Origin of the sequence: Bifidobacterium [indicum] DSM 20214 = LMG 11587, from assembly GCF_000706765.1 — a bacterium.
Classification (GTDB): domain Bacteria; phylum Actinomycetota; class Actinomycetes; order Actinomycetales; family Bifidobacteriaceae; genus Bombiscardovia; species Bombiscardovia coryneformis.
Genome location: NZ_CP006018.1, coordinates 677,782 through 691,890 on the forward strand (window position 1 = coordinate 677,782; position 14,109 = coordinate 691,890).

Below are 14,109 nucleotides of genomic sequence, written 5' to 3' on the forward strand. Positions count from 1 at the left end.
CTAGCTGCTTCCACGACTGCTGTGGCTGTCTGCAAGTGTGCCGTGGGTACGTCCGACCGGTGAATCAGTGAGCGGGTCCCTGATCCCAACCGGCGATGAGGAAGATCCTGGTTGGATTGACCGGCCTGATGATGGTGGCGAAGAGAGACCTGAGTCCTGATATGTCACCCAGGTATGCCCGGTGGGTGGCCTCCTGATAGGTATGGCGGTCCACCGAGCCCCAGTCCAGATCCCATCCGGCATCATGGGCCAGGCGGGATGCGAAGATGCGCAGGGTCATGGCGTTGCCCCTGTCAAAGGGATGAAGGAAGCCCAGCTCGTCGTAGTAGTAGGCCAGCCTGTCGACGAAATCCGGCCTGTCCAGGCTGGTCAGGTTCCGCTCCGCGGCCAGACCGCTACCGATGCTTGCGGCTCCCTGGTTCAGGAGACCGGCGGGGAAGTAGCCATCCGGCTGTGGTGAAGCCTCATCGGTGGCGCGCAGACGCCCTGCCCAGGGGCCGAGCCGTCCGAAGAGGCGGGTGTGGATGGCCCTGAGCTCTTCCAGGTCGCAGGTGGGCGCCCAAGGTCGGCGGCAGACCAGGATGGTTGCAATGAAGACGGTGTCGGTGGCAATATCCGTGGTTTGGCTGCCGGTCTGTGTAATCAGGGCATCGTCGTCGATGTTTCCCGCTGAATATGCTGCCGCCATACCCATGGCATGCGTACTGGGTCTGAGTCCGTCAATCAGAAGGTTACGGCGGGCGAAGGCGATTGCGCTCTCGCGTTCGGCGGGTGTCATGCCACCGATGCTAGTACCGCCCGTCCTGCCTCGCCACCGGGTGACCCGTCTGAATTCTTTGTGGACGGTGGCCGGACGTCATGCGGTGGGGTGGGGTATTGGGTAGTCTGAAAGGCGTTATGACACGAAAGCAAGACACAGACAGGAAGGGCCGGTCCGGGTCGTCGAAGTCCGGAGGCACCAAGAGCGCAGGCCGGTCATCAGGGTCGGATCAACCCCAGGAAGCCTTATGGCACAAGGTCCTGCTTGCCTTGCCCAGGGGGATTGGCTCCCTGATTCGCGGCCAGACCGGTGATGAGTATGATCCGGCATATCGCAAGGATGGCATCTGTTTCATCCTGGTCATCCTGGCGGTGTTCTTCTGCGCCAGCGAGTGGTTCCGTGTCGATGGATTTCTGGGGCGCGGTCTGCATGTGGTGGCTGCCGGATCCCTGGGGCTGTGCAGCGTCATTCTGCCTGTGGTCCTTCTTATCGTGGCCTACCGGCTGGTAAGGTACTCCGGTCATGAATCCGGCAACATCCATGTGGTCGGCGGCCTCTTCGTCCTCCTCTGGTCGGTCTGCTCGATTCTGGACGTCATCATGGTTTCGGACCAGCGCGGTTTTGACTTCCAGGCGGTCACAGCCTCCGGCGGCCTGCTTGGTTTTGCCTTGGGGTCCCCCTTGGCCTGGGGTCTTTCCAAGACCTTTGCGGCCATTTTCTTCGTCATCGTGGCCATCTTTGCCCTACTGTTGATTTTCCAGGTTCATGTCAGGGACATCTTCGACTGGGTCCGTGCCTTTTCCGATGGGAAGGGTGAGACCGCTTCGGACGAGGCGGAGGACCAGGCCTATCCCAACGAGGTCAGATTCGACGATGGCACGCTGGACATGGCCCCGGGCGTCCCCACCCATGACGGGCGTGGTCAGGATGGCGAAGACGACAAGGCATCCGCCGGGGGGAATTGGTTCCAGCGCCTCTTCCGTCGTAGGAAGTCTGGCGGGGATGATGACCGCCTTGAGCACTACGAGGCCGATGATCCCTTTACTCAGGCGGCCAATCTACCTGACGGCACCGATGGTGACCCCTATGGAGCTTCGGCTGATGCCGATTACCCCGAGATGGGTGGCATGCCAATGAACGGAGGAACCGTCGATGAGACGGATTCTTCGGATCACGATGGTGATTCGGGTGTCGATTCCTCCACAAGGCAGCTGCAGGTGAGCCCTGCTGCCCTGTCCGGGGTGGGGGCCTCGGATCCGTGGGCTGCAGCGGCTGCCGCGGCCGATACCGCTCAGTTCGGTAAGGTAGATTCGCGGGCCGTTGCGGACGGGGAGGATTCCCCGGAGGAACCGGAAAGCGCGGCCGAGCCGATCGACGAATCCCGTCCCTATGTTCTGCCCAGTCCCGACCTTCTCTCCAAAGGGAAGCCCCATGCGGTCAGGACCCAGGCCAATGACAACGTCATCAAGGCCCTGCAATCCACTTTCCGCCAGTTCGACATCGATGCCAAGGTGGTGGGTTTCCTGCGCGGCCCCTCCGTCACCCAATATGAGGTTGAGCTGGGCCCGGGTGTCAAGGTCGAGAAGGTCACCAATCTTCAACGCAACATTGCCTACGCTGTGGCCAGTTCAGATGTGCGGATACTCTCTCCCATACCCGGCAAGTCGGCCATCGGCATTGAGATTCCCAACGTGGACCGTGAGATTGTCCATCTGGGTGATGTCCTGCGTTCGGACCAGGCCAGGAGTGACGACAATCCGATGATGACGGCCGTCGGCAAGGACGTTGAAGGGCATTATGTCACGGCTGATCTGACCAAGATGCCCCACCTTCTGGTGGCTGGCGCCACGGGTTCAGGCAAGTCCAGCTTCATCAACTCCATGCTCGTCTCACTCATCATGAGGGCCGCCCCGGAGCAGGTCCGCCTCATCATGGTCGACCCCAAACGTGTGGAGCTCAGCGCCTATGCGGGTATTCCCCATCTGCTGACCCGGATCATCACCGACCCCAAAAAGGCTGCCCAGGCCCTGGAGTGGGTGGTCAAGGAGATGGATGCCCGGTACGACGACCTCCAGTTCTTCGGCTTCCGCCATGTCAAGGACTTCAACAAGGCGGTACGTGAAGGCAAGGTCCATGCCCCGGCCGGATCCAACCGGAAGGTGGCGCCGTACCCATACCTGGTCGTGGTGGTGGACGAGATGGCCGACCTGATGATGGTCGCCAAGAATGATGTGGAGAGTTCCATCCAGCGCATCACCCAGCTGGCACGTGCGGCCGGTGTCCACCTGATTCTGGCCACCCAGCGCCCTTCGGTCGACGTGGTGACCGGTCTTATCAAGGCCAACATTCCATCCCGTCTGGCCTTCGCCACCTCGTCCTCCACGGATTCCCGGGTCATCCTGGATGCCACCGGGGCCGAGACCCTGATTGGACAGGGCGATGCCCTCTTCCTGCCCATGGGTCAGGCCAAGCCGACCCGTGTCCAGGGTGCCTGGGTCTCCGAGTCCGAAATCCGCAGGGCGGTCGACTATGTGCGCACCCAGCGCAAGCCCCACTACCGCGAGGACATCGAGCAGATGGCCGATACGGCGGAGAAGAAGAGCGAGATCCAGGAGGAGATCGGCGACGACATGGACGAGCTCCTCCAGGCTGCGGAGTTGGTGGTGACCACCCAATTCGGCTCCACCTCCATGCTTCAGCGCAAACTCCGCGTGGGCTTTGCCAGGGCCGGCCGACTCATGGATCTTTTGGAGTCCAGGGGAATCGTCGGACCCTCCGAGGGGTCCAAGGCCCGTGAGGTGCTGATACAACCATCCCAACTTCAGGAGGCCCTGGCCTTCATCAGAGGCGATCAGGCGGCCATCGGTCCGGCCCGGGCCGATTCCGAGGACGACGGGCAAGCGGATGGCTGAACTTAAACCAGGTCAGGCATGGAGTGGTCTACCGTTAGGATGGCACTACAGCATGGCACTGGGACGCGTGCAAGGCTATGAAACGAGCTGCGAATAAGGAGTGGTAATGCAGGAGCATGCCGAGTCTACGACCTCTGGTGGGAAGCACTCGCTTCTCGACGGGTGGAATAGCCCTCCCAACCTGGTCACCTATACCCGGATTCTGCTGGTCATCGTCTTCATCATCCTCGACATCATGGCAGGTGACTGGGGGCAGGCTGATATGGGGCTGCGCTGGACCGCGGCGGTGCTCTTCATCATTGCCGCTTCGACCGATAAACTCGATGGCTGGATGGCTCGCCGCTATAACCAGGTCACCGAGCTGGGCAAGCTGATGGATCCCATAGCTGACAAGCTCCTGGTCTGTTCCGCCTTGATCATCGCCGCCCTCCACCATGAAATCTGGTGGTGGGTCACCATCCTCTTCCTTGTCCGCGAAATCGGCATCACCCTGCTCAGGGTCATGGTGGTCAACAAGCGGGGGACGGTCATCGCCGCCTCCAATTCGGGCAAGTACAAGACCCTCTTCCAGTGTCTGGGTCTGGGGATGCTGATGGTGCCCCTGGGGTCGTCCTGGTCCTGGTATCTGCCCATCACGCGGGCGGTCATCATCCTGGCCCTGGTGCTCTGCCTCTATTCGGGTGGAGAGTATCTGGCAGGGGTTTACGGTAGCGGATCGCGGGCGGCCTCTTCCCGTTCATAAAGGACACCGGAGGTATAGTGAGGCATAGCCCCAGGCCTGGTCCGACGTATGGCCCGGCTCTTCCTGGGGTAGCGAGGTGACCGATGAACACTGGAATGCAGGATTGCTGCGATGACCTGGCCGGCAGGGTCATCGACATCTGCCGAGACTCCCGGTTTTACCTGGCTGCGTCCGAGTCGCTGACAGGAGGGCTTTTGGCGGATGCCTTCGTCAGGATTCCCGGTGCCTCCGATGTCTTTCTGGGGTCCTCCGTTACCTATGACATCGCCGCAAAGGCCTCCGTTCTGAGTGTCAATCCGAATCTCCTCAAGATGCATGGTGCGGTCCATCCCCGTGTGGCCGAGGAGATGGCTCTGGGAACGGCCCGTTTATACACCCAGTATGACTACGAGGGCAGGGTCATCGGCATGGCCACCACGGGGGTTGCCGGCCCCGGCCCTGATGGAGACAACCCTGCCGGCTTGGTGTACATCGGGTATGCGCTGCCCAGGCGGCTGATCGAGCCGACGGCCGTCCACCGTGAACTGGTCGATGATTACCGGACCCTGTCCTATGAGCTTCACCTGGAAGGCGACCGGGAGCAGGTCAGAAGGGGAACGGTCATGCGGGTGCTTGATAGACTGAACAAGACTCTGATGCTCTATACGTGACCTTGGTCACAGATACCGCCGTCCGGTTCATCCGCTGGAATAATCCCCCGGTGTGCCGGTTGGTTCTTGTGTAATGGAATACGAAAAGCAGGAAGTTGCGAAAGGGGCTGCAATGGCCAGCACCGAGACCGTGATGACGAGGAATGATACGAGGTATGACGCCAAGCCGGCAGCGTCGGCGACGGAGTGCAAAGCCCGCGTTCGTGATCTGACCCCTGCACAGCGCCGGGCTGTGGTTTTCGCCCAGCAGCAGGTGGTCAAAGCCCGGGCCGCCAAGAAGGCCAAGGAAGAACGCCAGGCCAGCCTGAACAAGATGTGGATGGAAGAAGACGGTATGGAGGCGGGTAGGCAGCGCGCCTCTTCGGTAAAGGAGACCCAGACGGTTTCGCACACGGTTTCCCTGCGTGAGGCACTGGGGCACGTGTTGCGTGAGCTTCGCACCAATGATCACAAGACCCTACGCGAGGTAAGCGAAAAGGCAGGTGTCTCCTTGGGGTACCTGTCCGAGGTGGAACGAGGCCAGAAGGAGGCCAGTTCCGAGTTGCTCAGCTCCATCGCCGAGGCCCTGGGTCTGGGTGTTCCCCAGACCTTGCGTATGGTTGCCGACTACCTGGAATCGACCCAGGAGTGAACTCCGGGATTGTTGACTGACAGATCCAGTCGGCTTGCTGCTGGCCTGCCGTGGTGAATCGACCCGGCTGTATTTCTGCTCTGTACTGATTCGGGTTGGCTTGAGGATTGTCCAATATGAGTGTGGCGTCCGGTCCGTAAGGTCCGGGCGCCATTCCATGTTTCCGGGGTTGTTCGTCTTGGTCCCGGGGCTGGAAGAAAGTTGAAGCGGAGGTGGTCTTTGTGCGTGAACGGGAGTTCTGGCAACTCTTGGAGGAGGTCTTCGGCCGCGTCTATGGGCGCAGCCTGGCTCGGGACCAGCGGCTGGATCGACTGGACTCCATGACTGTGGTGGAGGCGCTCGGCGAAGGGATGGAGCCCCGCGTGGTCTGGAACGTTCTCTGTGACCAGATGGAGATTCCCGATTCGCGCCGGTGGGGAAGGGACCACAACGCCCCGCCAATGCCGGCCGTCTGATTGGGTCCGGTTCCCCCGTCAAAGAGGTTTCGAACATTTGTTCGCATGGCAGGTTATACTGTGATACAGATGATTCGGGTGTCATCTGCTCGTTCGACCACATTGGTCGGGATCTCCTCCCGGGAGATTTGAGACGGATAGCATGAGGTTCGTAAGGACGTTATGGAAAAGGAGAGCCATATGGCACGACAGAGCAACAGTGGCAAGGCGAAGAAGGAGCAGGAGGACGGAATCGATCCCCGTCGTCAGGCAGCCTTGAACACCGCCCTCGCACAGGTTGAGAAGAACTTCGGCAAGGGTTCGGCCATGCGCCTGGGAGACAAGCCCGCCCAGGATGTCGAGGTCATTCCCACCGGCTCCCTGGCTCTTGACATGGCTCTTGGCATCGGGGGGCTGCCCCGTGGGCGCATCGTGGAGATCTACGGTCCCGAATCCTCCGGCAAGACAACCCTGGCACTGCACGCAGTGGCCAATTCCCAGGCCAACGGGGGAGTGGCGGCCTTCATTGATGCCGAGCACGCCCTGGATCCTGAATATGCCCGGAAGTTGGGCGTCGATACCGACTCCCTGATTGTTTCCCAGCCAGACAATGGCGAGCAGGCCCTTGAGATTGCGGACATGCTGATTCGTTCCGGCGCCTTGGACATCATCGTCATCGACTCGGTGGCCGCCCTGGTCCCTAAGGCCGAAATCGAAGGCGATATGGGCGACAGCCACGTCGGTCTCCAGGCCAGGCTGATGAGCCAGGCCCTGCGTAAGATGACGGGTGCCCTGTCCCAGGCCAATACCACGGCCATCTTCATCAACCAGCTCAGAGAGAAGATCGGAGTCTTCTTCGGCAGCCCGGAGACCACCACGGGTGGTAAGGCGCTGAAGTTCTATTCCTCTGTTCGTCTCGATATCCGTCGCATTCAGACCCTGAAGAACGGGGACGAGGCAGTCGGCAACAGGACCAAGGTCAAGGTGGTCAAGAACAAGATGGCTCCGCCTTTCAAGATTGCGGAGTTCGACATTCTGTACGGTGAGGGCATCTCCGAAGAGGGCTCGGTTCTTGACATGGCCTTGGAGACCAATATCATCAAGAAGTCCGGATCCTGGTTCACCTATGAGGGCGATCAGCTGGGTCAGGGACGAGAGAATGTCCGTCAGTTCCTTAAGGATAATCCTGGTCTGACCAAGGAAATTGAAGATAAGGTCAAGGCCGCTTTCGGACTCGCGACCGAGCCCAAGGAGGACGAACAATCCGTGGACGGAGGCAAGTCCGTGCCTGGTGATGCCGGTTCCTTGGCGGCTGCAGGGTCAGCAGCCAAGGCGGACCCGGGTAAGGGTGCCCCTATGACGGCCCAGGCCGCATGATCGATGATTTCGGCAGAGGACTTCCTTAAGTCCAATCCGATCCGGCTCCCCGAAACAGGGGAGCCGGAACCTGGCGCTCCTGCTCAGGACGGGGACGGAGACAGCAGCGACCAGGGTAATCGTATCGACAGCCAGGAGAGGGGCCGAACCAGATTCAAGCGCAAAGGCAGGCGTGCTTATCCGGTTCATCAGCCCAAGGCTGGAGGCTTTGGTGCCAGTGATATGGCTGCCAAGGAGGTTCGGCCTGATGCGGACAGTGTGGATGCCTGCCGCGAGGCGGCCTTGACCCTGCTGGATGCCTCGGCCCGGTCCAGCGGAACCCTGGCCCAGCGTCTGTCCAACAAGGGGTTTACAGGACCTACCATCGAGCAGGTCATAACCAGACTTACCCAGCTGGGGCTTCTTGATGACCGCAGATATGCTCAGGACCTCCTCCGCTCGTGCCTCCACCGCACCATGGGGGAGCGAGGCGCCCTCAACGAGATGACCCGAAAGGGTCTTGACCGCTCACTGTCGGAGGATGTCATAGCGCGGGCTGCCGAAGAAGGTCTCTTTGTCGACTCGGCCTATGAGCTGGGTCGCAAGGTTGCCAAGCGGACAGAGGGTCTCGCTCCCGACGTCCGCAGGCGTCGCCTCTGGGGTGCCGGTTCCCGGAAGGGACATAACCCATCCCTCCTGATCCAGGTGGCCAATGACCTCCTGGCCGACTCCGATACGGACGTGTGAAAGTCTCGCCCTATAGGCTTTGATTACCCGGCGGATACGTGGTGGGAATGGTCGCAATGGCGGCATGTGTCTGCCGTGTTCCCTGCATGAAGTGGGATGAGACCTCTCATATACCCCGGGTTCTGTCATCCGTCGGAGTCCGACAGGAGGATGGCCATCCATCTCGACCTGACGTTACCGCCAGGCTCTAGCGGCCTACCCGAAGGCGGGACGAGCAGCCCCTAAATGCCTTCTGCTTGGCCTTGCTCCCGATGAGGCTTGCCGTGCGACCGCTGTTACCAGCGGCCCGGTGGTCTCTTACACCGCCGTTTCACCCTTACCTGCCCTAGGGGCAGGCGGTCTGTTCTCTGTTGCGCTATCTCTCAGGTCGCCCTGGGCGGACGTTATCCGCCATCGTGCTCTATGGAGCCCGGAAGTTCCTCAGCCATTCCCGAGAGGAATGGCCGCGGCCATCGAGAGGTCTCGAGGGGTCAGCTTATCCCACCTGAGGGACCGTCGCCACCCCGGTCCGTCGATTGGAGGGCGGGCAACCTTCGGCAGCGGGTCTGAATGCAAGGAACCGGACCAATGGACTCAGATTGCCTACATGCAAATGTGAGCCTGCAATCAGCCAATGCCTGCTTCTTTCAGCTACAATCGAATTGACAGTCGACGGTGACTTTCCCTCACCGTCGCACAAGCGGGTTGACCGCTTACGAGTGCAAGGAGATTCTCATGGAGATCGTCATTACCGGACGTCATACCCAGATCAAGCAGCGGTTCCGTGATGTCGTCGAGAGCAAGATGAATCGTGTAACGGCCATAGCTCCTGATGCTCAGCGTATCCAGGTCAAGCTGACCCATGAAGGCAATCCTCGCCAGGCCGACAGCGCACAGCGGGTTGAGCTGACCGTTCAGGCCGGCAAGACGGTGATTCGTGCTGAGGCTTCCAGCGCCGACGAGTTCAGTGCCTTCGATATGGCGATAGACAAATTGACACAGCGTCTGCGTCGCGCACGTGATCGGCGCAAGGACCACCGGCGTGGTCTGGACCATGCCCCCCTGCCGCTCGAAGTGCCGCTTGCGGAGACGCCTCGCCCAGAAGACGTGGCGGCACCGGAACCGGACAACAGTGCACAGGATGCCGTGGCATCCGACCTCGGGCCAGGAGAGGCTGTCGAGGTCCAGGTCGGGGACACCCCGATTGTCATTCGCAGGAAGTTGCACATCGCCGAGCCGATGAGCATCGACGAGGCGCTGTACGAAATGGAGCTGATTGGTCATGACTTCTTCCTCTTCGTCAACAAGGAGACCAACCGACCCTCCGTCGTCTACCGCAGGCACGGGTGGAGTTACGGCGTCTTTGAGATTGACACCCCCGAGCATGTCGGCGGGGAGTGAGCTGTAGCGATTGTCGGCCCGCCGGTCCCGGACGGATGGATAGGAAGTCCTGGTCGGCGGGTTTTCCATGTCCTCTGCAAGGGGTCTCCGACGGCCATGGAAACGAAGTGGGGACAGGGGCTCTGAGGGTGGTTTGTGGGTACCCTGCCGATGCCGTGCCGAGGCTGACGCAGGTCGCATGGTGAAAATCTGTGCGTTCGCGTAATATGGTGGAAGTCTGGGCCTCCGTCGGCTCATGATGGTGTGACGGGGGATTGAAAGAACGTATAGGGAGCGCAACGTGGTAGCAGTCTTGGACAAGGTCCTTCGTATGGGTGAAGGACGGCAGATCCGTAAACTTCAGGGAGTCGCCGACGCGACAAACGCCCTGGAGGACAAGATCTCCGCCATGGATGACGAAGAACTGAAGGGCCAGACGGCGAAGTTCAGGGAGCGCCTGGACAATGGTGAGTCCCTTGATTCGTTGATGCCCGAGGCCTTCGCGACCGTACGCGAAGTTTCCAAGAGGACCCTCGGACAGCGTCACTTCGATGTCCAGCTCATGGGTGGGGCCGCCCTGCACTGGGGAAATATCGCCGAGATGAAGACAGGCGAAGGAAAGACCCTGGTTGCCACCCTTCCCAGCTATCTGAATGCCCTGGAGGGCAAGGGTGTCCACGTGGTCACGGTCAATGACTACCTGGCCTCCTATCAGAGCGAGCTCATGGGTCGCATCTTCCGCTTCCTGGGAATGAGTGTCGGCTGCATCATCACCGACCAGAAGCCCGCGGAGCGTCGCAAGCAGTATGAGGCCGACATCACCTATGGAACCAACAACGAGTTCGGTTTCGATTATCTGCGCGACAACATGGCCTGGGACAAGGCCGACCTGGTCCAGCGTGGGCACCACTTCGCCATCGTGGACGAGGTTGACTCCATCCTGATTGACGAGGCCCGTACCCCGCTGATCATCTCCGGCCCTGCCGATGGTGATGTGACTCGTTGGTACCGGCAGTTCGCCAAACTGGCCCCAAGACTGAACCGGGATGAGGATTACGAGGTCGACGAGAAGAAGAAGGTCGTCGGCATCCTGGATCCGGGTATCAGCAAGGTTGAGGACTATCTGGGCATCGACAACCTCTATGAGCCCGGCAACACGGCTCTGATTGGTTACCTGAACAACGCCATCAAGGCCAAGGAGCTCTTCCTGCGCGACCGCGACTATGTGGTCCAGCGCGGCGAGGTCCTGATTGTCGATGAGCACACAGGCCGTCTGCTCAATGGGCGTCGATACAACGAGGGTCTTCATCAGGCCATCGAAGCCAAGGAAGGCGTCGAGGTTAAGGCCGAGAACCAGACCTTCGCCACCATCACCCTGCAGAACTACTTCCGCATGTACGACAAGTTGGCGGGCATGACTGGTACGGCCGAGACCGAGGCAGCCGAGTTCATGAACACCTATAAGCTGGGTGTGCTCCCGATTCCCACCAACAAGCCGATGATCCGCAAGGACCGGGACGACCTGATCTACCGTTCCAAGAAGGAGAAGCTGGCCGCCATCGTCAAGGATGTGGCCAAGCGTCATGCCAAGGGGCAGCCGGTCCTCTTGGGCACCGCCTCCGTGGAGTCTTCCGAGGTGGTCTCCTCCCTGCTCGACGTGGCCGGAATCGACCACCAGGTGCTCAACGCCAAGCAGCACGCACGTGAGGCCTCGGTTGTTGCAGTGGCCGGACGCAAGGGCGCCGTGACCGTGGCTACGAACATGGCCGGTCGTGGTACCGATATCATGCTGGGCGGCAATGTGGAGTTCCTGGCCGACCAGCAGCTCAAGGAGCAGGGATACTCACCGGATGATACCCCGGAGGAGTATGAGAAGCTCTGGCCCCAGACCCTCGATAAGGTCAAGGAACAGGTGAAGGACGAGCACGAGGAGGTCGTCGATCTCGGCGGACTCTATGTACTCGGCACCGAGCGCCATGAGTCCCGGAGAATCGATAACCAGCTGCGTGGTCGTTCCGGCCGTCAGGGAGACCCGGGTGAGTCCCGCTTCTACCTGAGCCTGGAGGACGACCTCATGCGGCTCTTCAACACCCAGCTGGTGGCCAGGGTCATGTCCTCCGGATTGCCCGAGGGTGAGCCCATCGAGTCCAAGAGCGTTTCCAAGGGTGTGCGTAACGCCCAGAAGTCGGTCGAGTCCCGCAACTACGAGATTCGCAAGAACGTGTTGAAGTATGACGATGTCATGAACAAGCAGCGCAAGGTCATCTATGCCGAGCGTCAGGCGGTTCTCCAGGGCGAGGACATCCATGATGATGTCATGCGCTTCATCAAGGAGACCATCGAGTCCTACATTCGGGGTGCTCAGAAGGGGTCCGACAAGCCCAAGGACTGGGATGCCGATGGGCTCTGGAAGGCTCTTGGCTCGGTCTATCCGATTACCCTGGACCAGGACGAGACCATGAAGTCCCTGGAAGGCAGCAAGGGCGATAAGGCCGTCAAGGCCCTCTTGACGGAGGTCCTTGATGATGCCGAAGGCATCTACCGTGAACGCGAGGAGGAGCTGGGCGAAAAAGGCACCCGCCAGCTGGAGCGCCAGGTTGTCCTCTCCGTGCTCGACAGCAAGTGGCGTGAGCATCTCTACGAGATGGACTACCTCAAGGACGGTATCGGCCTGCGTGGTATGGGTCAGCGCGATCCTCTGGTCGAGTACCAGCGCGAGGGCTATCAGATGTACAACTCCATGATTGATGCCATCAAGGAGGAGAGTGTTCAGCTCCTCTTCAATGTGGACCTGGCCCAGATTGCCGCCAGCCAGGAGGCTGAGGAGTTGGCCCGGAAGCAGGAATCCGAACAGGAAGGCGAAGACCTGACTGATCAGGATGCCGAGGAGGACGCTTCCGAGGAGGTCAGCTATACGGCCCCCCAGGATCCCGATACCGCGGATGAGGATGCGGAAATCGACGAGGTGGACGGTCAGAAGTCCGGCAATGAGGATCTGTCCGACCAGGACGAACGAGGGTCTGCCGTGGTTGGTCCGGAGCCTCTGAGCCATGCCGATGGCAAGGTCCCTGTCAACAAGCGTCCCAAGGCCGAGGAGGAGCACTCTCCCTGGTCGGACGGCAGGACCTTCCCCGGTACCTCCAAGAACGCCCCCTGCCCGTGTGGTTCGGGTCGTAAATACAAGATGTGCCACGGACAGAACGAAATGTGACGTGCCCTAGGTACTGTTACTGAATTCAGGACCTGTGGTCGAATCGGGAATCCTCCGTGGGCTCCTGGTTTGATTGGCGGCCATCGCCCATAAGGGCGGTGGCCGTTTTCCATATGCCGGTCGTGGGGTGACCATCATTCGGGACGGTCCTGCACGGGAGTGAGGGCGGGGGAGTAAACCTGGAGCAAACAGGGATGCTTCACGCCCCAGATCAAAGGAAAGAGTCATCATGCGGCCACTTACCTGGAAATCCATCCTGAACTCGCTGGTGTCCGGACGACACCTGAGCGCGGATGAGACCGAGTGGTACATGAACGACCTGATGGATGGGAACGCCGACCCGGTTCAGGTGGGCGCGGTCCTGTCCATGCAGTCGGCTTTGGGGCTGACCAGCCAGGAGGTTGAAGGGGCGGCCAAAGCCATGGTGGGGCATGCGGTGCCTCTGAAGGTCAGTGGTGACGTGACTGACATTGTCGGTACGGGCGGCGATGGGGCGGCAACGGTCAACCTGTCGACCATGGGTGCCATCGTCGCCGCCGCGGCAGGGGTCAGGATCGTCAAGCACGGGAACAGGGCCGCTTCCAGCAAGAGTGGTACAGCCGACTGCCTGGAGCAGCTTGGTCTCCCGTTGGACCTGAAGCCACGTGATGTGGCCGATATGGCTGATCGGTTCGGCATCACCTTCGCCTTTGCCAAGACCTTCCATCCCGCCATGCGCTTTGTGGGCCCAGTCCGCTCGGCTCTGGGCATTCCGACCGTTTTCAACCTGCTTGGCCCCCTGACCAATCCGGCCCAGCCAAGCCATGTGGCCATCGGCTGCGCCCAACGCCAACTCAGCCCCATGATGGCCCAGGTCTATGCATCTCGGGGGCAGGAGGGGATGGTCTACACATCGGCGGAAGGTCTTGATGAGATGGCCCCGACCGGTCCGGTCTCCATCTGGGAGATTCGCCGGGGACAGGTGGAGGAGAGGACCTTCGATCCGACTCGTGAATTGGGAATCGACCCCGTTGATATCAATGACCTGCGCGGCGGTGATCCCGCCTTCAACGCCGGCGTTGTCAGGGACTTCCTTGCAGGAAAGCCGGTTCCCTCACGTTCCACGGCCCTGCTCAATGCGGCATCCGCCATCGTGGCGGACGGATCATTAATCAACATGGGGCCCGGGGCCGATCTGACCTCCCGCTTTGCCCAGGCCTATCACCTGGCAGAGGAGGCTGTGGACCAGGGCAGGGCCGCCAGCCTGCTTGCGTCCTGGGTGGAAGGGGCCCGGGCGGCAAGGTCCCGCTACGAGCAGGATTGATGTG

General features: G+C 60.7%; 10 protein-coding genes, 1 other RNA gene and 2 pseudogenes. 11 read left to right on the forward strand and 2 right to left on the reverse strand.

Annotated features, from left to right (window positions below; genetic code table 11):
• Positions 1 to 64 precede the first annotated feature (64 nt).
• On the reverse strand, positions 65 to 778 hold the full coding sequence (locus tag BINDI_RS02505) for a Fic/DOC family protein (RefSeq protein ID WP_033489899.1): 714 nt from the start codon (positions 776 to 778) through the stop codon (positions 65 to 67).
• Positions 779 to 897: 119 nt separating this feature from the next.
• On the opposite strand from BINDI_RS02505, the gene BINDI_RS02510 reads away from it, so the two are divergent.
• The 7 genes from BINDI_RS02510 to BINDI_RS07285 all read left to right on the forward strand — a co-directional run bounded on the left by BINDI_RS02510 (position 898) and on the right by BINDI_RS07285 (position 8,232).
• Positions 898 to 3,672 (forward strand): FtsK/SpoIIIE family DNA translocase, encoded by a 2,775-nt coding sequence (locus BINDI_RS02510; protein WP_033489901.1) that lies wholly within the window; start codon positions 898 to 900, stop codon positions 3,670 to 3,672.
• 106 nt (positions 3,673 to 3,778) lie between these two features.
• Positions 3,779 to 4,414 (forward strand): CDP-diacylglycerol--glycerol-3-phosphate 3-phosphatidyltransferase, encoded by a 636-nt coding sequence (gene pgsA, locus BINDI_RS02515; RefSeq protein WP_033489903.1) that lies wholly within the window; start codon positions 3,779 to 3,781, stop codon positions 4,412 to 4,414.
• Between the two features lie 95 nt (positions 4,415 to 4,509).
• Positions 4,510 to 5,064, forward strand: coding sequence for a CinA family protein (locus BINDI_RS02520; protein ID WP_033489905.1), 555 nt, complete (start codon positions 4,510 to 4,512; stop codon positions 5,062 to 5,064).
• A 133-nt stretch (positions 5,065 to 5,197) separates the two neighbouring features.
• Positions 5,198 to 5,695 carry a helix-turn-helix domain-containing protein gene (locus BINDI_RS07650; protein ID WP_033490810.1) on the forward strand — a complete coding sequence of 166 codons (498 nt, stop codon included), beginning with the start codon at positions 5,198 to 5,200 and terminating at the stop codon, positions 5,693 to 5,695.
• Between the two features lie 221 nt (positions 5,696 to 5,916).
• The gene (locus tag BINDI_RS02530) at positions 5,917 to 6,150 is read left to right on the forward strand and encodes a DUF3046 domain-containing protein (protein WP_033490811.1); all 234 of its coding nucleotides are present in this window, start codon (positions 5,917 to 5,919) and stop codon (positions 6,148 to 6,150) included.
• Positions 6,151 to 6,330: 180 nt separating this feature from the next.
• Entirely contained in the window at positions 6,331 to 7,506 is a 1,176-nt protein-coding gene (gene recA / locus BINDI_RS02535; RefSeq protein ID WP_033489907.1) for a recombinase RecA, read from the forward strand.
• A gap of 3 nt (positions 7,507 to 7,509) precedes the next feature.
• Entirely contained in the window at positions 7,510 to 8,232 is a 723-nt protein-coding gene (locus tag BINDI_RS07285) for a regulatory protein RecX (RefSeq protein ID WP_033489909.1), read from the forward strand.
• Between the two features lie 93 nt (positions 8,233 to 8,325).
• Here BINDI_RS07285 and rnpB read toward each other — a convergent pair.
• Positions 8,326 to 8,697: RNase P RNA component class A (gene rnpB / locus BINDI_RS07225), an RNA gene on the reverse strand.
• A gap of 249 nt (positions 8,698 to 8,946) precedes the next feature.
• Between rnpB and hpf the strand changes: the two genes are divergently transcribed.
• The 4 genes and pseudogenes from hpf to trpD all read left to right on the forward strand — a co-directional run bounded on the left by hpf (position 8,947) and on the right by trpD (position 14,105).
• Positions 8,947 to 9,612, forward strand: coding sequence for a ribosome hibernation-promoting factor, HPF/YfiA family (gene hpf / locus BINDI_RS02545; RefSeq protein ID WP_033489911.1), 666 nt, complete (start codon positions 8,947 to 8,949; stop codon positions 9,610 to 9,612).
• A 280-nt stretch (positions 9,613 to 9,892) separates the two neighbouring features.
• Positions 9,893 to 12,439: pseudogene (gene secA / locus BINDI_RS02550) on the forward strand (preprotein translocase subunit SecA); the annotation flags it as partial.
• A 177-nt stretch (positions 12,440 to 12,616) separates the two neighbouring features.
• Positions 12,617 to 12,802 (forward strand): annotated as a pseudogene (locus tag BINDI_RS07805) (SEC-C metal-binding domain-containing protein); the annotation flags it as partial.
• A 229-nt stretch (positions 12,803 to 13,031) separates the two neighbouring features.
• Complete coding sequence (gene trpD, locus BINDI_RS02555) at positions 13,032 to 14,105, forward strand: anthranilate phosphoribosyltransferase (RefSeq protein WP_033489915.1); 1,074 nt, start codon at positions 13,032 to 13,034, stop codon at positions 14,103 to 14,105.
• The last annotated feature ends 4 nt before the right edge of the window (positions 14,106 to 14,109 follow it).